The organism is Nocardia sp. NPDC004123, assembly GCF_053603795.1.
In genome coordinates, this window is sequence record NZ_JBSGGG010000005.1 from 198,138 (window position 1) to 222,868 (window position 24,731).

Annotated in this window: 26 protein-coding genes; 5 read left to right on the forward strand and 21 right to left on the reverse strand. The window is 68.6% G+C overall.

The features are described from left to right. Positions 1 to 31 precede the first annotated feature (31 nt). The 9 genes from ACWEQQ_RS09045 to ACWEQQ_RS09085 form a co-directional block, all read right to left on the reverse strand. Positions 32 to 1,750, reverse strand: coding sequence for a chloride channel protein (locus ACWEQQ_RS09045; protein WP_452347839.1), 1,719 nt, complete (start codon positions 1,748 to 1,750; stop codon positions 32 to 34). Then, positions 1,747 to 4,152: an SAV_2336 N-terminal domain-related protein gene (locus ACWEQQ_RS09050; protein WP_452347840.1), complete on the reverse strand. Its 2,406-nt coding sequence runs from the start codon at positions 4,150 to 4,152 to the stop codon at positions 1,747 to 1,749. Before ACWEQQ_RS09050 ends, ACWEQQ_RS09045 begins: the two co-directional genes overlap by 4 nt. A gap of 1 nt (position 4,153) precedes the next feature. Then, positions 4,154 to 5,170, reverse strand: coding sequence for an AAA family ATPase (locus tag ACWEQQ_RS09055; protein ID WP_452347841.1), 1,017 nt, complete (start codon positions 5,168 to 5,170; stop codon positions 4,154 to 4,156). Between the two features lie 10 nt (positions 5,171 to 5,180). Beyond that, entirely contained in the window at positions 5,181 to 7,061 is a 1,881-nt protein-coding gene (locus ACWEQQ_RS09060) for a trypsin-like serine peptidase (protein ID WP_452347842.1), read from the reverse strand. A 6-nt stretch (positions 7,062 to 7,067) separates the two neighbouring features. Further along, positions 7,068 to 7,406: a CU044_2847 family protein gene (locus tag ACWEQQ_RS09065; RefSeq protein ID WP_452344345.1), complete on the reverse strand. Its 339-nt coding sequence runs from the start codon at positions 7,404 to 7,406 to the stop codon at positions 7,068 to 7,070. 83 nt (positions 7,407 to 7,489) lie between these two features. Beyond that, a complete protein-coding gene (locus ACWEQQ_RS09070) occupies positions 7,490 to 8,386 on the reverse strand; it encodes a phosphatidate cytidylyltransferase (protein WP_354837972.1) in 897 nt (298 codons plus the stop codon). A gap of 90 nt (positions 8,387 to 8,476) precedes the next feature. After that, entirely contained in the window at positions 8,477 to 9,034 is a 558-nt protein-coding gene (frr, locus tag ACWEQQ_RS09075; protein ID WP_364613922.1) for a ribosome recycling factor, read from the reverse strand. A gap of 36 nt (positions 9,035 to 9,070) precedes the next feature. Further along, a complete protein-coding gene (gene pyrH, locus ACWEQQ_RS09080) occupies positions 9,071 to 9,805 on the reverse strand; it encodes a UMP kinase (protein WP_040859803.1) in 735 nt (244 codons plus the stop codon). A gap of 158 nt (positions 9,806 to 9,963) precedes the next feature. After that, positions 9,964 to 10,836 carry a helix-turn-helix transcriptional regulator gene (locus tag ACWEQQ_RS09085; protein ID WP_452347843.1) on the reverse strand — a complete coding sequence of 291 codons (873 nt, stop codon included), beginning with the start codon at positions 10,834 to 10,836 and terminating at the stop codon, positions 9,964 to 9,966. Positions 10,837 to 11,161: 325 nt separating this feature from the next. On the opposite strand from ACWEQQ_RS09085, the gene ACWEQQ_RS09090 reads away from it, so the two are divergent. Next, entirely contained in the window at positions 11,162 to 11,686 is a 525-nt protein-coding gene (locus ACWEQQ_RS09090) for a cupin domain-containing protein (RefSeq protein ID WP_452347844.1), read from the forward strand. Between the two features lie 132 nt (positions 11,687 to 11,818). Here the strand turns inward: ACWEQQ_RS09090 and tsf are convergent, their stop codons facing one another. Then, on the reverse strand, positions 11,819 to 12,640 hold the full coding sequence (gene tsf, locus ACWEQQ_RS09095; RefSeq protein WP_452347845.1) for a translation elongation factor Ts: 822 nt from the start codon (positions 12,638 to 12,640) through the stop codon (positions 11,819 to 11,821). Between the two features lie 108 nt (positions 12,641 to 12,748). After that, the gene (rpsB, locus tag ACWEQQ_RS09100; protein WP_354837680.1) at positions 12,749 to 13,600 is read right to left on the reverse strand and encodes a 30S ribosomal protein S2; all 852 of its coding nucleotides are present in this window, start codon (positions 13,598 to 13,600) and stop codon (positions 12,749 to 12,751) included. 257 nt (positions 13,601 to 13,857) lie between these two features. On the opposite strand from rpsB, the gene ACWEQQ_RS09105 reads away from it, so the two are divergent. The 3 genes from ACWEQQ_RS09105 (at position 13,858) to ACWEQQ_RS09115 (ending at position 15,664) form a co-directional block, all read left to right on the forward strand. After that, the gene (locus ACWEQQ_RS09105; protein WP_452347846.1) at positions 13,858 to 14,361 is read left to right on the forward strand and encodes a GNAT family N-acetyltransferase; all 504 of its coding nucleotides are present in this window, start codon (positions 13,858 to 13,860) and stop codon (positions 14,359 to 14,361) included. A 293-nt stretch (positions 14,362 to 14,654) separates the two neighbouring features. After that, positions 14,655 to 15,152: a M23 family metallopeptidase gene (locus tag ACWEQQ_RS09110; RefSeq protein ID WP_452347954.1), complete on the forward strand. Its 498-nt coding sequence runs from the start codon at positions 14,655 to 14,657 to the stop codon at positions 15,150 to 15,152. Positions 15,153 to 15,154: 2 nt separating this feature from the next. Next, complete coding sequence (locus ACWEQQ_RS09115) at positions 15,155 to 15,664, forward strand: DUF1990 family protein (RefSeq protein WP_452347847.1); 510 nt, start codon at positions 15,155 to 15,157, stop codon at positions 15,662 to 15,664. 11 nt (positions 15,665 to 15,675) lie between these two features. On the opposite strand, the gene ACWEQQ_RS09120 is transcribed toward ACWEQQ_RS09115, so the two are convergent. Continuing rightward, on the reverse strand, positions 15,676 to 16,038 hold the full coding sequence (locus ACWEQQ_RS09120) for a hypothetical protein (RefSeq protein ID WP_452347848.1): 363 nt from the start codon (positions 16,036 to 16,038) through the stop codon (positions 15,676 to 15,678). Positions 16,039 to 16,318: 280 nt separating this feature from the next. On the opposite strand from ACWEQQ_RS09120, the gene ACWEQQ_RS09125 reads away from it, so the two are divergent. Beyond that, complete coding sequence (locus ACWEQQ_RS09125) at positions 16,319 to 16,489, forward strand: hypothetical protein (RefSeq protein ID WP_452347849.1); 171 nt, start codon at positions 16,319 to 16,321, stop codon at positions 16,487 to 16,489. Positions 16,490 to 16,654: 165 nt separating this feature from the next. Here ACWEQQ_RS09125 and ACWEQQ_RS09130 read toward each other — a convergent pair whose 3' ends face one another. From ACWEQQ_RS09130 to lepB, 9 genes are all read right to left on the reverse strand, one after another. Continuing rightward, complete coding sequence (locus tag ACWEQQ_RS09130; RefSeq protein ID WP_452347850.1) at positions 16,655 to 17,416, reverse strand: siderophore-interacting protein; 762 nt, start codon at positions 17,414 to 17,416, stop codon at positions 16,655 to 16,657. Between the two features lie 84 nt (positions 17,417 to 17,500). Then, entirely contained in the window at positions 17,501 to 18,292 is a 792-nt protein-coding gene (locus ACWEQQ_RS09135; protein WP_452347851.1) for an N-formylglutamate amidohydrolase, read from the reverse strand. Positions 18,293 to 18,297: 5 nt separating this feature from the next. Continuing rightward, positions 18,298 to 19,221, reverse strand: coding sequence for a tyrosine recombinase XerC (locus ACWEQQ_RS09140; protein WP_452347955.1), 924 nt, complete (start codon positions 19,219 to 19,221; stop codon positions 18,298 to 18,300). Positions 19,222 to 19,345: 124 nt separating this feature from the next. Then, positions 19,346 to 20,500 carry a DNA-processing protein DprA gene (dprA, locus tag ACWEQQ_RS09145; protein ID WP_452347852.1) on the reverse strand — a complete coding sequence of 385 codons (1,155 nt, stop codon included), beginning with the start codon at positions 20,498 to 20,500 and terminating at the stop codon, positions 19,346 to 19,348. Between the two features lie 296 nt (positions 20,501 to 20,796). Further along, on the reverse strand, positions 20,797 to 22,305 hold the full coding sequence (locus tag ACWEQQ_RS09150) for a YifB family Mg chelatase-like AAA ATPase (RefSeq protein WP_452347853.1): 1,509 nt from the start codon (positions 22,303 to 22,305) through the stop codon (positions 20,797 to 20,799). A gap of 1 nt (position 22,306) precedes the next feature. Beyond that, on the reverse strand, positions 22,307 to 22,663 hold the full coding sequence (locus tag ACWEQQ_RS09155; RefSeq protein WP_452344332.1) for a YraN family protein: 357 nt from the start codon (positions 22,661 to 22,663) through the stop codon (positions 22,307 to 22,309). A gap of 86 nt (positions 22,664 to 22,749) precedes the next feature. Further along, on the reverse strand, positions 22,750 to 23,055 hold the full coding sequence (locus ACWEQQ_RS09160) for a DUF2469 domain-containing protein (RefSeq protein ID WP_040859817.1): 306 nt from the start codon (positions 23,053 to 23,055) through the stop codon (positions 22,750 to 22,752). 43 nt (positions 23,056 to 23,098) lie between these two features. Continuing rightward, entirely contained in the window at positions 23,099 to 23,854 is a 756-nt protein-coding gene (locus ACWEQQ_RS09165; RefSeq protein WP_452347854.1) for a ribonuclease HII, read from the reverse strand. 27 nt (positions 23,855 to 23,881) lie between these two features. Beyond that, the gene (gene lepB / locus ACWEQQ_RS09170) at positions 23,882 to 24,703 is read right to left on the reverse strand and encodes a signal peptidase I (protein ID WP_379401136.1); all 822 of its coding nucleotides are present in this window, start codon (positions 24,701 to 24,703) and stop codon (positions 23,882 to 23,884) included. Positions 24,704 to 24,731: the final 28 nt, after the last annotated feature.

Consider the following 24,731-nt stretch of genomic DNA (forward strand, 5'->3'; position numbering starts at 1 on the left):
CCCCTTCATGCGCCACCCGCGCTGTGCCGTTTCATGCGCCACCCGCGCTGTGCCCCGCGAAGATTATCCCGGCGGATGCCCTGCGCGCCAAGGCGATCCGCAGTGCCTGCCCGATATCCGGCCGGTCGGAACGAGCCAGCACATCCAGCGAAATATCGGACAAATCGGGAACACCACGCGCCGTCTCAGGCTCCATCGCACAACCTCCCCCGGGCGGATCCGACCGTTTCCGGTGTCGCGACCAGACCCCGCCGAACATGCGATCCGCCCACCTTCTGTTGACACCGGCGGCTGATTTCAACATAACCGAAACCTCCAATTGCCGGTAGCGCCTGGGAAATTGAGCATTCAACTGACTCGGGAACAGCGTGGCGCCGCCCGCGCACCGGTAGGCCACGGCGACAGCGATGAGCATGCCGAGGGGCGGCAGCAGGTTTCCGCTCGCCTCGGTGGCGAGGAGGAGCGCGGCCCAGGGCGCGCGCACCGCGGGACCGAGGGTGGCCGCCAGACCGGTCAGGGCGAACAGCGCGACCGGGCCCGGGTGCGCGCCGGCGACCACCGCGAGCCGCCAGCACAGCGCCCCGGCCGAAGCGCCGATCACCATCGCCGGTCCGAACACACCGCCCACGCCGCCCGACTGCAACGTCACGGCGGTGGCGGCAATCTTGACCAGCGGCAGTATCGCCAAGACCCACAGGGGAATTGCCGCGACCCGGACCTCCGACAGTTCGGCGGCCACCGAGCCGTAGCCGGTCCCGAGGGTCATGGGAACAACGATGCCAACGGCACCCACTGCCGTGCCGCCCACAGCTGCGGCAATTATCGGCCACCGGCGCAGCGGAGCCAGCACCCGCCCGGTGCTCCCGAAGGTCCACACGTACACACGGGCCAGCAGGCCGCAGCTCAGCCCGGTGGCCGCCAGCAAGGCCAGGGAGGTCCAGCTCCCGGCACCACCGAGTTGCGCGGTGCCGAACAACGGCCGATAGCCGTACACCGAGACGAAGACGCCGAAGGCGACGAAGGCGGCGGGGATCGCGACAATCAGTGCCGTCCAATCGATTCCGCGCCTGCGCAACAGTTCCCCGGCCAGCAGAGCGCCCCCGATCGGCGCCTGGAACAGCGCGGCGACACCCGCCCCCATCGCGGCCGCCACGAGCAGCCCGCTCTCCCCCTCCGATAATCGCAGCCGCCGCGCCACCACCGCTGCCAGCGATGCCGACACCTGCACCACCGGCCCCTCGGTCCCGCCGGACCCGCCCGCGCCCAGCGTGACGGTGGTCCCGGCCAGCTTCACCACCGCGCCACGGGTATCCAGACCTGCCAGATCCCGCCCGTTGATCGCGGCGATCACACCATCGGTGCCATTGACCGGGGTCCGGTCGGTGCCATTGACCGGGGTCCGGTCGGTGCCATTGACCGGGGTCCGGTCGGTGCGATCGACCGGGGTCCGGTCGGTGCGATCGACCGAGGTTCCGTTGCACCGCGAAATCAGCACGGCCAGTGTCATTCCGGCCGCGACCATGACGGGCAGCAGAGCCACTCGGCGGTCATGGGCGAGGACCTGCGTCGGCTCCCACAGCCCACCCTCGACAGGATGCAACGCGAGGACCGCGCCCAGCAGCCGCGGGGTGGCGAATTCGAGCGCCCCGCGCAGCGCGACCGCGCCGAGCCCGGCCGCCACCGCCACCATCAGCAGCGCCGCGATGCGAATGCCCCAGTGTGATCGCCGTCGGGCGCCGACCTCCGTCATCGACCGCTGGACTCCGCTTCCGGCGGTGCCAGTTCCAGCAGTGCCCGCACTGCCGACAGTGCCGATCCGGGCTCGGCTGCCGAGTCCATCAGCTCCGGCAGGGCCGCCCGTACAATCCCGGTCAGTCGGTACATCAAGGTGGCTTCCAACCGCCCGGTGGCCGCGCCCGACTCCACCCGCCGCACGAATTCGTGCGTCGCCTGGTTCAGTTCGGTCCCGGCGTTCGTCAATTCTGGTGCGGCATAACGGAAGTCTTCGAGCAGCTGCTCCGCCACCGCGGGGTCCGGATACGCGGACAGCACCACGACATCCAGCCGTGCGCGCGCCAGTTTGAGCAACAGCACCGGCCCGCGCGACTCGTCGGCGCCCTCGACGGCCACCCGGTATCGATCGATCGCCTCCCATGCGTACAGCGGTTCGGCGGCCACCTCACAGCGCAGCACCAAGGCGTCACCGAGTTGTTCGGAAACCTGGACACCGAGTAGGCCGTACGGGTCCACGGCCTCCGCCACGATGCGGAGCACCCGGGTGGAATCGATCAGGAAGTCCACCCCGCCGACCGCGGAATACCGCCGGAACAGCAACCCGCCGAGTTCGGCCACGAATTCCGGATCGTCCTCCGCGTCGGGCATTTCGGTGAGCGCGGTTTTCGCCACCGCGATCGCCTCGTCCAGATCCGAGGTGTCGCCGAAACGCTCCCAGCGGACGCGCAAGAGCATTGCCATGCTGTGTAGCACCGTGATTCGCGGCGCATATCCCATCGGGACCGACGCCAGCGCGTACCGGCACCGCGTGAGCGCGAGATCCGGATCATCCAGCGCGACCGTTGCCACGGCATCACCGAGCACCGCGTCATAGCGGCGGCGGTCGTCCTCGTCGGGCGGTTCGCTCGGCGGATCGGGAAAGCTCGGGGCAATGCGCCGCAGGGTTTCCGGTGACAGATAGGCGAAAGGCGCGCCACCGCCGGAGGAGGGCTCGGAAACGGTGGCCCGGAAGACCTTTCCGGGCACGTCGTAATGCGTCTCGATGAATTGCGAGACGGCATTCAGCACCCCGGTCGCCTCGCTGCGCGGCAGGGCGTCCCGCAGGATGGCCGCGACCTCCTGCCGGAAGACGAACACGCGGCTGTCCTCGGGAATGGTGTAGGGCGGCGCGGAGGTCTCGGTGGCTTCCTCGATCAGGCCGCCCGCCAGCACCTCGGCCAGCACGCTCGCCCGGGTGCCGGGCAGCACAGCCCGCTGCACCAGCCGCATGATCGGCAGCAGCAGCGGCACCTGCGCCAGGCTGGCGGCCAGGCGGAAGGCGTCCGGTGAGGAGGCCGAACGGAAGCGGCGCACCCGTTCCAGCGGACGATCCCCGAGTTCGGCGTTCTGCCGGGCGGCGAGCGTGCGCGAGCGGTCCGGGTCGCTCGCCGGTCGGCTCAGCAGCGGGAAGCCGGCGGCCCGGCGGCGGCCGGTGAGCAGGTCGGTCCAGGGCGCGATCCAGCCCGGCGTCATCTCCAGCACCGGGACGGGCATCGGGCCGGAACCCGCCGGCGCGACCACGCGCAGCGGCGAGGGACAGTTGGGGATCACCGGAGTTATTCGGCCCTGCTCCCAGTTCAGACCGGTCCTACTCCAGATGCTGCTGGGCAGCGGCTGGATGACCGCCACCGGGGACACCTTGGCCAGCTGCTGCAGTTCGGCAGCGGCCGTGCCCCACTGCCACGCGTCACCCAGGCAGGCGCTGAAGACCATGATCACCCGGCTGCCCGAGGCGTCGTAGAGCTCCGACAGCGCCCGGTCCGCGGGTTCCCGTGCGCCCGTGGCCAATCGGAGCGCGCCCGCGGCGTCCTCGTCCAGGTACCAGACCCGCACCTGGCGAAAACCGACCTTCTCCACCATCTCTCGCACCGCGCGGGCCAGGCCGCCCCAGGCGACCATGGACGGATGCCGGTCGAACACCAGCGCGGCCTCGCGCCGGCGCACCAGCGCCGGGCGGGTGACCGGCCAGGCCACGCCCGTGCTCGCGCTGCGCTGCACCGTCGCTTCCTCGTCGAACTCGCGCTGGTCGGGATCCGGGAGTCGTTGTCCGAGCGGGCGGAATTCGCCCAGCAGCCGCAGTTCCGAATCCAGCGGTGCGGGTGCGGAGACCTCGATCTCCGCGCGGAAGGGCCAGCCGTAGGTGCGGCCGGGTGGCGCGGCGGGCGCGGCCCGGGGCGCCACCGGCAGGTCCGGCGGCGACAGGGCCGCAATCGGCGAGATGGGCTCGGACTCAGGTACTTCGGCCGCCGGCAATAGCGACGGTGTCGCGGCCGCGGGCTGATCCTCGATGTGCTTGGCGAGCCAGAGCGCCTCGGCGACCTGGTCGGGGTCCATCTCCAGCCCGCGCAGAGCCTCCAGCAGTTCGGACAGGCTTCCCACCTCAGCCCCCGCTCTCCGTCGGCTGCATCAGACGCTCCGCCAGCCGTTTCCGTCCCTCCTGGTTCAGATCGTCGCCGGCGGCCCGGGTGAGAACATGCAGAGCGATCAAAAGCCGATCGGTCGGTAGTGTTCCCAGATCATCCCGTCGTCTGATGAAAGTCTCGATAATCTCGTCATATTCCCGCACCACCGAGTCTCCCAGATGCGCGGCGACCACGCGCTCCAATTGCGCGCGTTCGGGTTTCGCCAACTGGAGTTGCAGGCAGCGACGCAGGAAGGCCGGCGGGAATTCGCGCTCCCCATTGCTCGTCAAGATCACGATCGGGAATGCGTTGCACTGCACGAAACCCTCGGAAATCGAGACTTGTTCCCGGCCCTCGTGGGTGAAAACGTCAACTGTCCCGCGCTGCGCCCGAATTCGGCGCAATTCGTCGATCTGGTACTCGCCGTTCTCGAACACGTGCAGCAGGTCGTTGGGCAGATCGACATCGGCCTTGTCGATTTCGTCGATCAGCAGCACCCGCGGCCGCCGGTACGGCAGCAGCGCGGTGCCCAGCGGTCCGAGCGTGATGTAGTCGGCCAGCTCCACCCGCCCCGTGCCCGGCAGCTGCGCCTCCTCGAATCGCCGCAGGGCATCGTAGTGGTAGAGCCCCTCGCGTAGCGTGCTGCGACTGGTGATCGGCCAGGTCAGCACCGGCCCGAGCGCCAGCTCGCGGGCGACGAGATAGGCCAGCGCGGATTTCCCCAATCCCGGTGCGCCCGTGACCAGCAACGGTCTGCGGCACAACAGCGCGGCATTGATGACATCCAGATCGTCGGGCCGCAACTGGTGCGCGCCGATGTCGCCCGCGCCGAGCTTGCGCCGGATCTGATCGGGCTGATCCGCCCGCTCCCGGGGCGGCGGCACCAGCGGCGCGCCGGTGAAGGTGCGCGCGAGCATGGGCGGCGGCACGGCATCCCAGCCGTCGGGCCGCGGCTCCCCCGAACCATGGAACACATGCCAATTGGGTGCTGTCATCCCCACTCCCTCATGCCATCCGCGGACCCGCCAGCGGCGGCCGGCGACGGCTCTCCCCCGGCTTGTCGAACAGGAAAACGATCTTGCGCCAGAACTGATCTCGCTGAGCCGAGGGCTGCGGCCGGCGCTGTTCGCGCCACACCGCGGCGTGCCAGTCCGCCGGCGGTTCGCTCTGCAGCCAGGCGGTCAGCTTCGCGTGGAATCGGAACCCGCCGCACGGCGCGCCCCCCACCGGGTGATCGGGGCAGCGTTCGGTGCGCCAGACCGTCACCGGCAGGGCGTTGCTCCGGGACGCCTCCAGGGCGTGCGCGGTCGGCGGTTCGGTGATCGCGAGACTGTCGTGCGGCTCCAGATCGTCCTCGTCGTAGACGAACAGTTCCTGCAGCAGACCCAGATCCAGGGCGCGCGGGTCGGCGCAGCAGATCCAGACCACCCCGTCGGACGCCTGCCGCAGCAGCCGCCGATAACGCTCCTCGACTTCGACGATCTTCTCGTCGTCCTTTTCCCAGGTAGAACTGCGGCGCAATCGCATCACGTATTTGCTGAACGGACGCGCATCCGGGCGCCGCCATTCATACAGCGGTTCCTCGGTGAGAAATTCATCCGGCAGCGCGACGACGATTTCGACCCCGTGCGTCGCTGCCCGGGTTTTGCTCAACTGGCGATCGAGCGCCGACTTCAATTCCTTTTTGACCAGATCGTATTCGCCCGGCTCATCGGATTGTTCGTCCTCGATCTGCAGGATTTCCTGGTCGTCGAATCTCTGGTGCACCTCGTAGCGAAAGGATGCGGGCCGCCCCTCGACCTTCGGCTCTTCGCTCGGCTGAATCACGCCGAAAAGCGTCGTGCGCACCGCGGCCTCGGGCAGCTGCGCCACCAGATACTGTTCCAGCGCCTCGAGTGCCGCGGGCGTGAGTATGCGCCCCTTGATGCGCTGCAGTCCTTCGAGAACGGCCTTGTCGAGTCCCGGCAGCAGCCGGGAGACCAGGATGCAGAAGCGGGCCAGGGCCTCATTGGGCCGCGGGAACTCGGTGCCCAGGAATTCGACCAGATCGCGCAGTGTCGCAAGGCGATTCACCTCCCGCGGCCGCACGAAGTCGCGGAAGAGGTGGCTGACCAACTCCTCGGGGGCCAGCCGGCCGGGGCCCGCCGGAATCTGCGCGAGCAGGCCGTGCAGATCGATCATCCAGCGGCGCAGCGCCGCGGAACGACCGGACAACCGGTCCGACCACAGCTGATTCGCACTGTGATACCGGTCGTGCGAGGTGATGATCTCCTGATAGAGCTCCGGCGGGCACAGCCGCCGCAGGCCGTCCAGCAGCAGGGCCACCGCGCCGCCCTGGGGTGCGTTGTAGTTCTCGCTCCCCTTCACCAATCCGAACACCCCGCCGTGCCGGACCGACCACACCGGTCCGCCCGACATGCCCTGGATCACCGCACGAGTCCCGTCGATGGTGCAGAACTTCGGCGGATGCGGTTCCCGCACAACGCAATCGCGATAGTTCTCGACGAAGTCCGCAACATAGCCAGGGTTGTAGGCGCAGATGAGCAGCTTGTCCCCGGGCTCCGGCACCGGTTCGGCCATGAGCACGCAGGGGACGGCCCGCACCTCGTCGGGCTCGAGGATGCGCAGCACGGCGATATCGTCGAAGTCCCAGCGAGTGCTGTCCGGTGGAGACGGGTGCGCGACCACGACCTCGGCCGCGCAGGTCCCACCGGTGAAGCGGAGCTCGACCCGCGCCCCCTCGGTGCGAGCCACATGCGCGGCGGTGATCGCGAAGCCGGGAGCCACCCGGAACGCCGTGCCGAGCGACTTCCCATCCCGCCGTCGCGGCACCGGAACCACCTCGGCGGTCGCGCCTTTCAGCAGTTCGGCTGTGTCATCTGGCACCCGGCATCACCCTGCCGCCTGGTCCCCCGCATCGCGCGCGTCCAGCTCCCAGTCGAGCTTGATCTTCACCGACGCCTTCGCACCGCCGGAGGCCAGCACGGCCATCACCCCATGGGCATCGACGGACAGCTCCAGCCCGAATTCGACCGAGACCTTGTCGGCCCGCAGACCGGAAACGCTCTGGCGCACCGAAGCGGCCACACCCTTGACGGTGTCGCCGAACTTCTCGAGTTTGAAGTAGTCGCCGAGGCCGGCGTCACCACCGGCCTGCTCGTCCTCATCGGAGACGACCCGGGCATGGATGATCGTGCCGTCGGGCAGTTCGATCTGCTTGATATCGCCCATGGTCGCCCCCTCGTCACCGCTGCCGCGTCAGCGCCCCTGCATTGAACCACCGAAACATTCTGAGCGGCAACCGTTTCAACGCGTCAGAGCAGCGCGGTGAGCACCAGCCAGGCCACGAAGGCCGAGGGCAGCATGGAATCCAGACGATCCATGATCCCGCCGTGGCCGGGCAGCAGCGTGCCCATGTCCTTGATGCCGAGCTCCCGCTTGACCTGCGATTCGATCAGGTCCCCGCTGGTCGCCACCAGCACCAGACCCACGCCGAGCAGCACGCCGATCATCGAGTTCGCCTGCAGCAGCAGCGTCACCGTGAGCAGGCCGCCGATCACGCAGAACACCAGCGATCCACCGAAGCCCTCCCAGGACTTCTTCGGGCTGATATGCGGCACCATCGGGTGCTTGCCGAACAGCACACCGGCCACATAGCCGCCCACGTCCGAGCAGACCACCAGGATCATGAAGGTGAGCACCCTCAGGTTGCCCTTGTCCTCCTGCAGCATCAGCACCGCGAAGGCCGCCAGCAGCGGAATCCAGGCCAGCACGAACACCGCGATGGCGGTGTCGCGCAGGTAGTTTCGCGGCGTGGCCCGCAGGCCGTGGTCGAACAGCCGCCACACCATGATCGTCAGCGCGGTCGCGCCGAAGGCGCCCAGCACCCCCTGCGGCCCGGACGGCCAGGCCAGCCACACCACCGCCTGCCCGCCGACCAGCAGCGGAATCCGGGGCACCAGCACATCGGCCTCGCGCAGCCGCTTGGCCACCTCCCAGGTGGCCACCGCGATCGCCACCGCGATCACGCCGATCAGCACCTTGGGCGCCCACAGCAGAATCGCGATGAGGGACAACCCCAGCCCGAATCCGACCGCCAGCGCCGCCGGCAGGTTGCGGCCCGCCTTCGACGCGGGCGGCTTCCCCTCGTCATTTCCCGGCCCTGCCGACTCCGCGCCCGCCGCCGGCGGTGTGGCGGCGTCCTCCGGCATCTCGCCGGTGGCGGCAGTCTCTTCGGCCACGATTGTCCCGTCGCTCACTTGTCGTCCGTTCGTCCCTACCCCCGGCCGGCGTCGGCCGTCCTAGACCTCGAGCAGCTCAGCTTCCTTGTGCTTCACCAGTTCGTCGACGTGCGCGACGTACTTCTGCGTGGTCTTGTCGAGTTCCTTCTCGGCGCGGCCGACCTCGTCCTCGCCGGCCTCGCCGTCCTTCTGGATGCGGCCGAGCTCGTCCATCGCCTTGCGACGGACATTGCGGATCGAGATCTTGGCGTCCTCGCCCTTGGACTTGGCCTGCTTGACCATTTCCCGGCGGCGCTCCTCGGTCAGCTGCGGGACGCTGACGCGAATGATGTCGCCATTGTTGGTCGGGTTCACCCCGAGGTCCGAGTTGCGGATCGCGGTCTCGATCGGCTGCAGCTGGGACTGCTCGTAGGGCTTGATGACGAGCATGCGCGGCTCGGGCACCGTGATGGAGGCCATCTGGGTGATCGGCGTCGGCGAACCGTAGTAGTCGACCACTACTCGCGAGAACATGCTGGGATTCGCGCGCCCGGTCCGAATGGAGCCCAGATCGTCCTTCACCACCGAGACGGCCTTCTCCATTTTTTCCTCGGCGTCGAAGAGCGCTTCTTCAATCACGGCGATTCCTCCACTGCGTCATCGTTCTTGTCTCGGTCATGACCGGACCAGCGTGCCGATCTTCTCACCGGCGACCGCACGGGCGATATTTCCCTTGGTCAACAGATTGAACACCAGCATGGGCATCTGGTTGTCCATACACAGGCTGAAAGCGGTGGCATCGGCGACCTTCAGGCCGCGTTCCAACGCCTCCTTGTGGGTGATCTCGGTGAACATGGTGGCGTCGGGGTCCTCCCGCGGATCCGCGGTGAAGACGCCGTCCACGGCCTTGGCCATCAGGACCACCTCGGCACCGATCTCCAGCGCGCGCTGGGCGGCGGTGGTGTCGGTGGAGAAGTAGGGCATGCCCATGCCCGCGCCGAAGATCACGACGCGGCCCTTCTCCAGGTGCCGCTTGGCGCGCAGCGGCAGGTACGGCTCGGCGACCTGACCCATGGTGATGGCGGTCTGCACCCGGGTGTCGATGCCCTGCTTCTGCAGGAAGTCCTGCAGCGCAAGGGAATTCATGACGGTACCGAGCATGCCCATGTAGTCCGAGCGGGCCCGCTCCATGCCGCGCTCCTCGAGCTCGGCGCCACGGAAGAAGTTGCCGCCGCCGATGACGACCGCCACCTGGACACCGGTCTCGACGACCTCGGCGATCTGCTCCGCGACCGCCTGCACCACATCGGGATCGAGACCCACCCGACCACCGCCGAACATCTCGCCACCGAGCTTGAGGAGCACTCGGCGGTAGCCCTTGCGATCGGGGGCGGTATCCGGGTCCGTCATCGGTCTCCTTGTCTCGGCGGTCGAGCGTGCGCACGCACATGAAAAGACCATCCCGGCCGATAGATTGCACGGGACGGCTTGAAAGCTCCATCCATCCTGCCTCACGACCGGTGGCGAGCGTGACCCGACCCTCGATACGGCCTACCGATTCGTGACATTTACCCGATTTGCCCGGCTGCCAGGACCGCGGCGATTCGCCCGGCGGCGACCGGCGTTGCCGGGGCCTGCACCACCATCAGCAGGTTCGGGTACTCGACCGGGCGCAATTGGAATACTTCGAGTTCGATCGGCCCGGCCCGCGGATGACGCACGGTAATGGTGGCGGGCCGGAATCGGCGCACCGGATACTCCGACCACCAGCGCCGGAAGTCCGGGCTCACAACGGACAATTCCGCCACCAAAGCGGCCAGCCGGGGATCGTCGGGGCGACGGCCCACGGCATCGCGCACCTGACTGACCACCGCGCGCGCCGCACGCTCCCAATGCGCCATGCGCATGCGATTCGCGTTCTCGGTGAACATCATCCAGAGCAGATTGCGGCGTTCCGGCGGCAGGGCGAGCGGATCGTCGCGAACCAGCACATAGGCCCGATTCCAGACCAGATAGTCGAATCCGGCGTCGTACACGCTGGCCGGACTGGGCATGACCGCGTCCACCAGGCGCTGCAGCCGAGACCGGTCGGCCTCGGGCTCGGCGTCCTCCGGCTCCGCGAGGCCGGCCAGAAACCGCAGGTGACGATGCTGATCGAGATCCAGCCGGAGAGTGCGGGCCAGGGCATCGATGACCTGCCGGCTGGCCGCCACCTCACGCCCCTGCTCCAGCCAGGTGTACCAGGTCACCCCCACCCCCGACAGCTCGGCGACCTCCTCCCGCCGCAATCCGGGCGTACGCCGCCGCGCGGGATCGCCGTACGGCACCAGGCCCACGTCCCCCGGCTGCAACCGCGCCCGCTGCGCCCGCAGGAACTCGCCCAGCTGCGCGTGCCGGGCGGAGACGTGATGCGAGCCGGAAGTGCCTTTGCCGCTTACCATTCGGCCGTCCCCCTGTACAGAGGCCTGCCTAGCATTATCGCCACCAGGACAGGCGCGCACGCGGCTTCCTATCGTCGAATCGAGATCGACGCGACGGGAGCTGGAGATGAGCGCGGACCTGGCCGCCAAAGTCGGCGTCGCGCACCTGGTCTACAGCTCGCTGCACGGGGTCGGAGCGGGCTCCGGCATCGATGGGAAAGATGTTCGCCTTCTTCAACTCCCGCCCCGGCCATCGACGTGCCCGCCCTGCGCGCGGCTCTCCCCGATCTGTTGACCCTCGACGCCTGGCCGACCGCCACCGACTGGACCCTGTAAGGAGCACACCATGACCGACGGACTACTGGCCGCCGACGGACTGCTGCTGCCACCCGGCGTAGGCGAGAAGGTGCAGCCCACCATGACGCTCAAGGTCGGGGCCGACCACTCCCGAGCCTGGTCCGCCTTCGAGGCCGAGGTTCCGCCCGGTTTCGACGTCGGCGCGCACTGGCACGGGCACGCCGAGGAGATCTTCTACATCGCCGAGGGCGAACTCGACCTGCTGGCCTTCCACCCCGAGGCCGAGGCCGTGGGCGACTGGCTCACCTGGCAGGCCGCCGACGGCACGCCCGTCTACCGCGGCGGCCCGGGCAGCTTCATGTACGTACCCGCGGGCTGCCCCCACGCCTTCCACAATCCCGGAACCACCACCGCCAGAATGCTTTTCATGGTCACGCCGGCCGGGCACGAGAAGTACCTCGCCGAGCTGAGCGACCTGCTACTGTCCGGTTCCGCAACCACGGAGGCTATCTCCGAGCTACGGCTGAAGCACGACATCCACCAGCTGACGGCACTACAGAACCGACCCACCTGACGCCCGGCCCCCGGCGGAAACAGTGCCCAGGAAACCGGGAGCGCTCGATTGTGTCGTAGCGCCGTGGATACGAGAAGGCCCCTCGCTCATCGGAAACCGATGAGCGAGGGGCCTTTTCGATGCTTCAGGCGATCAGGCCTGACCGACCTCGAAGCGGGCGAAGCGGGTGATGGTGACACCGGCGTCGTCCAGCTGCTGCTTGACGGTCTTCTTGGAATCGGTGACCGACGCCTGCTCCAGCAGGACGACGTCCTTGTAGTAGCCGTTGACGCGACCCTCGACGATCTTCGGCAGGGCGGCCTCCGGCTTGCCCTCCTCCTTGGCGGTCGCCTCGGCGATCTCGCGCTCCTTGGCGACGAGCTCGGCCGGGACGTCCTCGCGGGTCAGGTACTTGGCCTTGAGGGCCGCGACCTGCATGCCGGCCGCACGGGCGGCGTCGGCGTCGGCGTCGGTGCCGGTGTACTCGACCAGAACGCCGACGGCGGGCGGCAGGTCGGTGGCGCGCTTGTGCAGGTAGACGGTGGTGGTGCCGTCGAAGGTGGCGACGCGGCGCAGCTCGAGCTTCTCGCCGATCTTGGCGGCCAGCTCCTGCAGCACCTGGTCGGCGGTCTTGCCGTCGACCTCAACGGCCTTCAGGGCGTCCAGGTCGGCCGGGCGGGCCTTCGCGGCGGCGGCCACGATGGCGTTCGCGACGTCCTGGAACTCCTGGTTCTTGGCCACGAAGTCGGTCTCGGAGTTGATCTCGATCAGGACGCCGTCCTGCGCGACGACCAGGCCCTCGGCGGTGGCGCGCTCAGCGCGCTTGCCGACATCCTTGGCGCCCTTGATACGCAGGAACTCGACGGCCTTGTCGAAGTCGCCCGCGTTCTCCTCGAGCGCCTTCTTGCAGTCCATCATGCCGGAGCCGGTGAGCTCGCGGAGCCGCTTCACATCGGCGGCGGTGTAGTTCGCCATCTCGGGCGAGCCTCCCTTTGTGAGTGAAAGTCTGTGGGGGTCACACCTTGCCGACCGTCATGGAACATGAGCGGTCGGCAAGGTGAACAGATGCCTCGCGGCTGGAAATCAGAAGTCGGCCGGGGTCTTGGGGGCCGGCTCTTCCTTCACCTCGGCCTCGGCCGCGGTCTCCGGCTCGGCGGCCGGGGTGGCCTGAGCCAGCAGCTCCTGCTCCCACTCGGCGAGCGGCTCGCCGGCGCCGGCCTCGGGCTTCGCATCGCCGGTGGCACGCGCGGCACGAGCCTGCACGCCCTCGGCGACGGCGGAGGCGACGACCTTGGTCAGCAGCGCGGCCGAGCGGATCGCGTCGTCGTTGCCCGGGATCGGGTAGTCGACCAGGTCCGGGTCGCAGTTGGTGTCCAGGATCGCGATGACCGGGATGTTCAGCTTGCGAGCCTCACCGACGGCGATGTGCTCCTTGTTGGTGTCGACAACCCAGATGGCCGAGGGAACCTTGGCCATGTCCCGGATGCCGCCCAGGGTGCGCTCCAGCTTGTTCTTCTCACGCGTCAGCATGAGGATTTCCTTCTTGGTGCGACCCTCGAAACCGCCGGTCTGCTCCATCGACTCCAGCTCCTTCAGGCGCTGCAGCCGCTTGTGGACGGTCGAGAAGTTGGTGAGCATGCCGCCCAGCCAGCGCTGGTTCACGTAGGGCATGCCGACGCGGGTCGCCTCGGAGGCGATCGACTCCTGGGCCTGCTTCTTGGTGCCGACGAAGAGAACGGTGCCGCCGTGGGCAACGGTCTCCTTGACGAACTCGTAGGCCTTGTCGATGTAGGTCAGCGTCTGCTGCAGGTCGATGATGTAGATGCCGTTGCGGTCGGTGAAGATGAACCGCTTCATCTTCGGGTTCCACCGGCGGGTCTGGTGACCGAAGTGCGCGCCGCTATCGAGCAGCTGCTTCATTGTTACGACAGCCATGGCTCCGTAACTTCCTCTCGTTGCTGGTTGACACAGGAATCGGCGATCCCTGCCCTGGCGCTCACGGCCACCGGAACCCTCCGAAAACGAATCAGTGGGACCAGCCGGCGACACTCACTGTGGGCGCGCGAAGTCGGTCTGCGTTCACGCAAACCGCTGGATCAGTTTACGCAGCGGAGGCGTCAGACCGAAATCGGGCCCGGGGGGTGCGCGTTACTCAGGTGCGCAATCGCAGGTCAGCGGCCTACGGTGGGGCAATGCTGCGAACCGGGCGACTGGCGCTCACACCGGTGCGCGCGAGCGATCGCGACGAACTCGTGGCGCTGTGGCATGACCCGCACGTCCGCGAATTCCTCTTCGACGGCGAAATGCTCTCCGTCGATGAGGTCACGCGGATCATCACGAATTCCGAAAATAGTTTCGCCACCGTGAATTTCGGGCTCTGGGCGCTCCGAGAAAGGAGCGGCGGGCCACTGGTCGGCACGGCTGGATTGCGTGGACTCGACGGCGGCCCCGACCTGGAGATCGTCTACAGCCTGACCCCCGGCCGCTGGGGCCGCGGCCTGGCAGGCGAGGCCGCAGCCGCGGTCCTGGACTACGCCTTCGACACGCTCGGGCTGGATCGAGTCCTCGCCGAAATCGACGAAGGCAACACCGCCTCACGAGCCGTTGTGGAGCGCCTGGGAATGCGTCCTTTCGAAACCGTCCAGGGCGTACTCGGCCCGATGATCCACTACTCCCTGACGCGACCCAGCAACTGACATTCACGTTGTCCACAACCGGTCGTGTCATCCACACTCGCCGTGCACCCTCTCGCCCACCGCCCCCACCGCGGCGCAGGCTGATTCCCATGCCCGAACCACCGCCTCCCACCCAGCACACCGACGTCTCAGCCGTGCCGTCCCTGACGGCTTCGAATGCCGCGGGCGCGGGCGTTTCCCCCGGACTGCACACCAGATTTGGACTCGCATCGCGCGGGCACGGTCCGGGCGGCACGGTCGTCCGGGTCGTGGCCGGTGCGTGCGCGACGAGCCTGATCGGGCTGTGCGCCGCCATGCCTGCTGCCGGCGGTTCACCAGCGCCCGGCGGCGATTTCGACTGGCCGCTGCGGCCGCGGCCCGGGGTCGTGCGTGCCTTCGACAAGCCCGAACACGATTGGCTGCCGGGGCATCGGGGGGTGGATTTGGCGGGCGATCGGGGGCAGGTAGTGCTCGCGGCCGGGGACGGCATCGTCGTCTTCGCGGGAATCGTGGCCGGCAAACCGGTTGTCTCCATCGACCATCCCGGCGGACTCCGGACGACCTACGAGCCAGTCACCGCGGCAATTCCCGTGGGCCGCAGGCTGACTCGCGGCACACCGATCGGGCTGCTGGAGGCCGGACACCCGCCCTGCTCTCCATGCCTGCACTGGGGAGCCCGGCGGGACGGCGAATACCTCGATCCGCTCGGGCTGCTCCACCGCACTCCGATCCGGCTCAAGCCCCTCACCGGCGACATCCCGGCCCCTCCCGGCCGCATGGACGTGAACTTCGAAACCGAGCGAGGATGGTGACCATGTCGCAGAAACCCGCGCCCTTCACGTACTCCGATGTCGGCGCGACCGCGGGTGAATTTCCGCCGGGCTACGACCATTTCCGGCTACGCAGGCATATCGGTTCGGGCCGAGCGCTGTTCGAGCAGGCGGCCGACCACATTCTCGGGTACGGGATGCAGCGCGGTACCGGGATCTTCCGGGACGCGACCACGCCGGTAGCCGAGCCGGGAACCGAGCTGACGGTGCGGCTCGGGCTGGGGCCGATCGGCGTGAGCGCGCCGTGCCGGGTCGTCTACGTCCTCGACGAGCCGGATCGGCGCGGTTTCGCCTATGGGACCCTCCCCGGCCACCCCGAGAGCGGTGAGGAGTTGTTCTGCGTCGAATACGACCCCGCCGACGGCTCGGTCCACGGGCTCATTGCCGCGTTCTCGAAACCGGGCGCCTGGTACACCCGCCTCGGCGGCCCGATCGTGCGACTCATCCAGCGCTGGTTCGCACACCGCTACATCGGAACCGTCCGGCCACGCTGAAGCGCACGGCCTCAGCCATCCGCGAGGTGAGCGGAGAGGGCAGCGGCCTCGGCGCGCAGCGAGGCGGCACGGTCCGCCCCACCGGAGAGCGCATCGTATTCCCCTGCGGCAGTGAGACGGTCGTCGATCTCGGCACGCACGATACCGGCGATATCGGACTCGGTGAGGTCGCGGCGAGCACGTTCAGCCGCGCCCAGCCCCACAGCACTGGACTCGATGGCCCCGGCGCGAACATCGGAACCGTCCACAGCTTCGGCATTGTCGATAGCGCCCAGCGCCGAACGAAGCGCCGCGGTGGCATTGCGATCGCGAGCCTTCATCGCCACGGGCAGCGCGGCGCGCAGACGTTCACGCAGGGAGGATGGGGTCGTCATGATCATCGACGCTACCCGCTGAGCTTTCGGGTATGGCACTGCGGTGGGGGGTGTCCGGGACCGAAACATGTTGTCCGAGGCGGCGCCTGGCACGACGGGGACACATGCACCTGGAGGCGATCCTCACACCACGGCCCCGCCACTCGGTCCGGCAACCACACCTCGACCAACTCGAACACGTGCTGACGCCGTAATCCCCGGCCGCGCCTACGATTTCGTCCCGGAAACCCGGCTACGGCTGCTCCAGCTCGGTCCACTAGCCGAGGCCCAAACCCCGCTCATGTGGATTACCGTGCCCGGAATGTGCGGCGGCTTCAGCATCAAGCCGTCCCAGCCGGGCACGACACCGGAACTGACAGTCGAAAGCTGGTGCCGAGTCGTCGGCGGATCCGGTCAGCGGTATGTGGTCCGCCCCAACGGATTCGACCTCGTCGACATGGGATTCGTCTGACCTATCGCGCAGAGGGCCGCGTCGTCGTGCTGTGCGCCTCGCGACAGCGGCATTGCCGATCTCGGTTATGTGCTGCAGAGAACGCTGGGGATGTGCCCGCGGAGCCCGCCGCACATGCGTGCGGCGGGCCGTAGGGGGCCACCCGAGTCGGGAGGAATGGATCGGCTAAAGGGCTGCGGGGGTGGCCTTTTCGCGTTCGGCGAGTTCGGACTTCCAGCGGCGGAAGCCCTCTTCGGTGCGGCCGCGCCGCCAGTAACCGGAGATGGATGCCCAGTCGGTGGGGACGCCGCGGTCCTTGCGGATGTAGGGGCGGAGGTCGTGCATGACGGCCTGGGCTTCACCGTGGATGAAGACGTGCACCTGGCCCTCACGCCAGGGGGCGGAGTGGACGGCGGTGGCGAGGCGCACTCCCGGTTCGTCCGCGCCGCGGTGAATCCAGGTCAGCTCCACGCCCTCCGGGTGCGCGAAGGCGAGCTCGTCGGCGGGATCCGCAACCTCCACGAACACTTGCCCGACCGCATCGGCGGGCAGCGACTCGCAGGCCGCGGCAATGGCGGGGAGTGCGGATTCGTCGCCGGCCAGCAGATGCCAGTCGGCATCGGAACGCGGGGCGTAGGCGCCGCCCGGGCCCATCAGGTCGATGGTGTCGCCCGGCTGGGCCGCGGCGGCCCACGGTCCGGCGACGCCCTCGTCACCGTGGTAGACGAAGTCGATGGCGAGCTCCTGCGCCGCGCGATCCACCTCGCGCACGGTGTAGGTGCGTACGGTGTCGCCGTCGACACCGGGGAAGACCAGTTTGACGTAGGCGTCGGTGCGGTCGTTGGGCTGGAAGGACGCGAAGCCGGGGCCGCCCAGCCGGACCCGGATCAGGTGATCGGTCAGCCGGATCGTGTTCTGGACCACCAGCGTGATGCGTGTGCGTGCCAAAGGAAGCCTCCATAATTAGGATTACCTAAGTGACGCTAGCATGAATTCCGATAGGTCGTCGATAGTATTTCGATAGGCCGTCGGTCACCGGATATCGGCAATAAGCGCGGCCAGGGCGGCAGCCAGGCGATCGATTCCGGGGCCGGGCGGGCCGCCGGGTTCGGACAGGTACAGGTCGCGGCGGATCTCCACCATCAACGCGGTGACGCGGGGTTCGGTGCCGTAGAAGTCCAGTGGCACATAGGTTCCCGCGAACGGGCTGTTGACGCCGACGCCGCCGCAGTCCACGAAGGCCCCGGCCGCACGGGTGAGCAGTTCGGTCGGCGTGTGAAAGGCGTCCGCGCCCAGGCAGATCGGCGGACGTGGTAGGTCACCGTGCAGCTCATAGGGCAGGGGCTGAGCCGGGTAGGAGTGGACGTCGATGATCACCGCGTGGCCGGTCGCCGACAGACGATCGGCGACCAGATCCGTCATAGCCTGCGCATAGGGGTGGAAGTAGCGGTCCAGCAACGGTGCGGGATCGAAATCGGCCGCCCGCAACGGCATCCGGTCCGTGGTGGCGGTGTACACCGCACCCATGCCGACGGCGAGCATCTCCTCCCGCTCGTCCGGGAACCGCTCCGGGTCGACGACCAGCCGGGACATCCGGTTCACGAATTGCCATGGCCGAGTGGGCGACAGGCGCGCGGCCGCGTCGGCCAGCCGCGCGGTATGGGCGTCGGTGATGGCGTCGAGCTCGCGGTCGAGCGCCCCGTCATCGAGCAGCAGTTCCGTGCGGACAGCGGCGGGAATCGTGCGAGCGGAGTGCGGAATGTGCAGCACCACAGATGAATCGGCGGCGCCGGGCAGCAGTTCGGCCGAGTCGGGGATTCGCATGACGATCAGGCGCGCGGGTGGGCTTGGTCGTGCACCTTCTTGAGCCGATCGATCGACACGTGGGTGTACAGCTGTGTGGTGGCCATGCTGGCGTGGCCCAGGATCTCCTGCACCACCCGCAGATCGGCCCCGCCCTCGAGCAGATGGGTCGCGGCGGTGTGACGGAAACCGTGCGGGCCCATATCGGGTGCGCCCGGAATGGCGGAAACCACCTCGTGCACAACAGTTCTGGCCTGCCGCTGGTCGATGCGTCGCCCGCGCCGACCCAGCAGTAGCGCGCGCCCCGACTCCGCAGTGGCGAAGGCAGCCCGGCCGAACCGCAGCCAGCCGTCCAGCGCCTGCTCGGCGGGCACGCCGAACGGCACCGCCCGCTCCTTGTTCCCCTTGCCCAGCACGCGCACCAGCCGCCGTTCCCGATCCACGTCCTCGATGTCGAGCCCGCACAGCTCGCTCACCCGGATCCCGGTCGCGTACAGCATCTCGACAATCAGCCGATCCCGCAAGGCCATCGGATCATGCTGCGCCGCACCAGATTCCGCCGCTGCCATGGCCGCCTGCGCCTGCTCGCGCCCCAGCACCGACGGCAGCACCCGATGCGCCCGCGCCGACCCCAGCCGCGGCCCCGGATCCACCGCCAGCCGCCCCGTGTGCGTCAGCCAGGCCGTGAACGTCCGAGCCGACGAGGCTCGCCGCGCCATGGTGGTCCGCGCCGCTCCCCCCGCCGACTGCGCCGCCAGCCACGACCGCAGCAACGCCAGATCCACCTCTCCCACACCGGAATCCACCGCCCGCCCCAGCAAATGCTCCAGCAACCCGCGCGCATCGCCCACATACGCCCGCACCGTATGCTCCGACCGATTCCGCCCCAACCGCAAGTGCCGCCCGTACTCGGCCAGCAATGCCTCCACATCCTCGGGCAGCTCACTCATCCGTCCACGCTGACCCGAATCCCGCCACATATCAAGCTCCCCCGCCGCCGCGCCCATCACACGTCCCGGCCACCAGCGGTTGTCCATACCCGGCACCACATTGCTGTGCAGGCGGGCCGGTTGGTCAACGATGGCGGTCATGGGCGGCGACTATGGCGGCGGTGGCCGAGGTCGGGTGAGTGGTGCGGTACCAGCCGTTGCCGTCGCAGGCGACCAGGCCGGCGATCTCCAAGGCGGACAATGTTGCCCGCACGGCGGGCAGTGGGAGGCCGGTGTCGGTGGCCAGGCCACGAGGCAGGCGGGAACCGGTGTTGGGGAGGGCGGCGAAGACCAGGGCCTCGTCGCCGGAGAGGTCGTCCTCGGGGCTGGGTGGGACCGCGCCCGGCAGGGACAGGCGCAGCGGCCCGGCTTCGTCGAGGATGTCCTCGGCGCGGGTGACGATGAAGGCTTCGCCCTCGCGGATCATGCGGTGGCAGCCGACCGAGGCGGCCGAGGTGACCGGGCCGGGAACGGCCATCGCGGGCCGGCCCAGCCGACGGCACCATTTCACCGTGTTGCGTGCCCCGCTGCGCATCCCGGCCTCCACCACTACCACACCGTCCGCGAAGGCCGCTATCAGCCGATTGCGGGCCAGGAAATGGTGTTTGTGCGCGGAGGTGCCGGGTGGGTACTCGGTGACGACCAGACCCGTATCGACGATCTCGGCCAGCAGCTGATCGTGCTGCACCGGATACGGCCGATCCGGACCGCAGGCGAGCACGGCGATCGTCATACCGCCGACGGCCAGCGCGGCCCGGTGTGCCATCCCGTCGATCCCGAATGCCGCCCCGGACACGATCGTCCACCCGCGCGCCGCGAGCGCACCGGCAATCTCGCCGGTCGCATGATTTCCGTACCCGGTGCTGCACCGCGCCCCCACCACCGCGATCGCCCGCTCGGTGGTCTCCAGCAGCGACCGCGGCCCCCGCACCCACAGCACCAGCGGCACAGCCGCATCCGCATCCTGCGCCGGATCCAACTGCCCCAGTCCGAGCATCCGCCAGGCCGGCCACTCCGCATCGTCCGGCGTCACCACCCGCCCACCCAACCGCTCGATATACGCCAAATCCCTTTCCGCCCGGTCGATCCCCCGCCGCAGCTCGGTAGGCCCCCGCAACACCTCGGGCAATGCACACTCCCGCACCGCCCGCGCCGCCTCCACCACCCCCACCGACCCGATCAACGCCGACAACGCCGCACAGGGCCCCTCCACCACCCGCGACAAATACACCCAAGCCAACCGCCTCTCATCGGCATCCCCACCCGCAACTGCCCCGCCCACAGCGCCTTTCGCGCCGTGCTTCGCCCCCGTCCACCCGGAGCCCCGGCCGAATTCGCTGACGTGACCGGGTGCGCGTGACCCGGAATCGGTGATGCAGACCGAACCAGACCGACCAAGCCCGGTGCCGGTCGCACTGGCAGCACTTCGAGAGGACGGCGCGACCGGTGCTCCCGCCGCCACATCCTCTGCGGCCGAATTGGATTCGTGGCACACGCCAGTGCGCCCCATCGAATCGGAGTTGTCCGACGTCTCGCTCATGCTCCACCTCGCTGTCGAAAGCTCAATGCCTGCAGGACGTCCTGTGCGCTGGGCACATCACCGCCACGCAAGTCACAGACGGTCCAGGCAACTCTGATCGCGCGGTCGGCGCCGCGGGCGGACATGCGGCCGTGCTGGAGGGCGTTCTCGACCGGGGCGAGCGCCTCACGGGGCAACCGGAAGCGCTGGCGGAGTGTGTGACCGGGCACCTCCGCATTGGTGGTCATGCCGAGTTCGACCCATCGTCGGGCGGCCGCGTTCCGTGCCGCCGTCACGCGGGCACGCACCTGTTCGCTGCTCTCGACCTCGTCGCCGGTGAAGGCTCCGGCGGCCTGGGCGTGCATCTGCACCGCGAGATCGATGCGATCCATCAGCGGGCCGGAGAGTTTGCCGAGGTAGCGACGGCGGGCCAGGGGCGCGCAGATGCAGTCGATATCGCGGGCGGGTGCGCACGGGCACGGGTTGGCCGCGAGGACGAGTTGGAATCGGGCCGGGAAACGCGACACCCCGTCCCGGCGCGCGATGCGAACCTCGCCCTCCTCCAAGGGAGTTCGCAGCGCCTCGAGAACCTTGCTGCCGATCTCGGCACACTCGTCCAGGAACAGGACGCCGCGATGGGCGCAACTGACCGCCCCGGGCCGGGCGGAGCCCGAACCGCCGCCGATCATCGCCGTGACCGACGACGAGTGATGGGGTGCCACGAAGGGCGGCGCGGTGATCAGCGGGGCATCGTCGGACAGTGTGCCCGCCACTGAGTGAATCGCGGTCACCTCCAGGGAATCCCGCTCGCGCAGCGGCGGCAGCAAGCCTGGAAGCCGTTGCGCCAACATGGTTTTCCCGATGCCGGGCGGGCCCGTCAGCAGCAGGTGATGCCCGCCCGCCGCGGCCACTTCCAGGGCCCAGCGCGCCTCGTCCTGGCCCACCACCTCGCGCAGGTCCCCGATCGATGTCTCGGCCGTCGGCTGGACCGGATCGGGAAGCGCGAGCTCACCGCCGCCACGCAGCCAATCCAGTAATTCGAGCAGGGTCGACGCCCCGAGGACGCGAATGCCGTCGACCAGGCCCGCCTCGGGCAGGGCGGCCGTCGGGACGATGACGGTGCGCCGCCCGGCGTTCCGCGCCGCCAGTACCGCCGGAAGAATGCCGCGCACCCGGCGCACGCGGCCGTCCAGTGCCAGTTCACCCAGTAGTACCGACTCCGAGAGACGATTCGACGGAATCGCTCCGGCCGCGTCCAGCACGGCACCGGCCAGAGCGACGTCGTACACGCTGCCGACCTTCGGCAGCGTGGCCGGGGACAGGGCGAGGATGACGCGGCCGTCGGGCCACTTCTCGCCCGTATTGGTGACGGCGGCGCGGACGCGGTCGCGGGATTCCTGGAGGGTGGTGTCGGGGCGGCCGACCAGGTGGACCGAGGGGAGGCCCTGGCCTATGTCGGCTTCTATTTCTACGAGTTGGCCCTCCACGCCGTTGACGGCGACGGAATAGGCTCTGCCCAAAGGCATTTCAGAACACCGCCTTCAGGTGGCGGATTTCCGGGGTGCGGCCCGGACGCAGGAGGACGGCGACCACGTCGAAGCGGATACGCAGGTATGGGCCGTTCTGTTCGTGGAGCCAGCGGGCGGCGAGTTCGCGAATACGGCGCTGTTTGAGGTAGGTGACGGCTTCCTCGGGTGGGCCGCAGGTCAGGGTGCGGCGGGTTTTGACCTCGACGAAGGCCGTCACCTCGCCCTCGCGGGCGATGACATCGAGTTCGCCGAAGCGGCATCGCCAATTGCGGGCGACGATCTCCATGCCGGCGGCGCGGAGAAAGTCCGCGGCCAGTTCCTCCCCCTGCGCTCCCAGCGCCAGATGCTGTGCCATTCAGCCAGCATGGCCGGGCCCGTGACGGACCCGGCCATGCCGAACTGGGAAAACAGTGAGCCTGTGGATAACCTGCGGCCTGTGGACTAGTCGGGAAGCCGCAGGTCGGTCTTCTCCAGCTCCTCGATGTTCACGTCTTTGAAGGTGATCACGCGAACGTGCTTCACGAAGCGCGCCGGCCGGTACATGTCCCACACCCATGCATCCGACATCCGTACCTCGAAGTACACCTCGCCATCGGCGTTCTGCGGCCGCAGTTCGACGGAATTGGCGAGGTAGAAGCGACGTTCGGTCTCCACCACGTACGAGAATTGCCCGACGATGTCCTTGTACTCGCGGTACAGGGATAGCTCCATCTCGGTTTCGTACTTCTCGAGGTCCTCGGCGCTCATCGGGTGGAACGTCCTCCTTGTCGCCCAACTGGGTGTAGAGACATCATCCCGCATACGCCGTGTCGGTAGCCACTCGGCCGGTCTCCCGGACGTTTCGCCACGAACGGCGGTGCTCGGGGGTGATGCCGAGACGGGTCAGCGCCTCATTGTGCTCGGGGGTGTTGTAGCCCTTGTGGGCGGCGAATCCGTAGCCTGGGTATTGCTCGTCCATCTCCACCATGATGCGGTCACGGGTCACCTTGGCCAGCACGCTGGCCGCGGCGATGCAGGCCGCCGAGGCGTCGCCGCCGATCACCGGCAGCGACGGCACCGGGATGCCGGGCACCCGGAAGCCATCGGTGAGCACGTAGCCGGGTACCGGATCCAGCCCGGCCACCGCACGCCGCATGCCCTCGATATTGGCCACGTGGATGCCGATGGCGTCGATCTCCCAGGCCGGGACGACCACCACCTTCCAGGCCAGCGCGAGCCGCTTGATGATGGGGAACAGCTGTTCGCGGGCGTTCTCGGTGAGCTTCTTCGAGTCGTCGAGGCCGGCGAGGGAGGCGTATGCCTTGGGTGGCAGCAGACAGGAGGCCACCACCAGCGGGCCCGCCGCGCAGCCGCGCCCGGCCTCGTCGACGCCCGCGACCGGACCGAGGCCACTGCGGATCAGCGCGGCTTCCAGGGTGCGTAGCCCGCCCGCCTGCCGCATGACCACGCGCGGCGGCCAGTCACCGCGGTCGATCCGCTGAATCTTCTTGCCGCCGCTCGCCTTCCGGCTCACACCGGGCCCGGCGGCCCTCGCCATCTTCCCCACCGGTCGATTATCCCGCGATTCTCGCTTCTACTGCGGGTCCTGCGCCCGGACCGGACCCATCCGGCTCGGCGGCCAGATCTTGAACACCGCCTTGCCGCGCACATCCTTCACCGGCACGGTGCCCTGCAGCTCGTCCTTCATGTGGTAGCGGGAGTCGGCGGACTCGGCGCGGTTGTCACCCATCACCCACAGATTGCCGGCGGGCACCTTGATCTCGGGGAAGGCCCGGCCGCCCGCGTTGAACTGCACGTCCGGGTGCTGAGGGTCGAAGGGGTTGTTGAACTTCACGTACGGCTCGTCGAGCGGCTTCCAGTCGGCGCCGGGGCTGTCGTCCTTGACGAGGATCCGGCCTTGCGCGTCACAGCATTTGACCGATTGCCCACCCGTGGCGATCACCCGCTTCACCAGATCGTTCTCGTCCGGCGGCACCAGGCCGAAGAAGGACAGGAAGTTCTGCACCCCGCGCACCACGGTGTTGGAGGAGCGGATCGACTTGTAGTGGCTGTTCCACGAGCTGGTCGGGCCGACGAACACCACCACGTCACCCGGCTCGGGATCGCCGAAGTAGTAGCTCAGCTTCTCGACATAGATGCGGTCGCCGGTGCAGCCCGCGCAGCCGTGCAGGGTGGGTTCCATGGACTGCGAGGGAATGACGTAGGGCCGGCCGATGAAGGTCACCAGCAGCGCCACGATCAGCGCCGCGAACCCGATCAGGATGGGCAGCTCCTGCCAGAACGGGCGTTGCTTCTTCTTCGACTTCGGCTGGGGTGTCTCGGGCGCCTCGGGCGTCTTCGCCCCATTGCCGTTGCCGGACCCGGACTTCGTCACCGACTCGCTCTCGTCTGCCACCGGAACAGAGTAGCCCGGCACCGCGAAG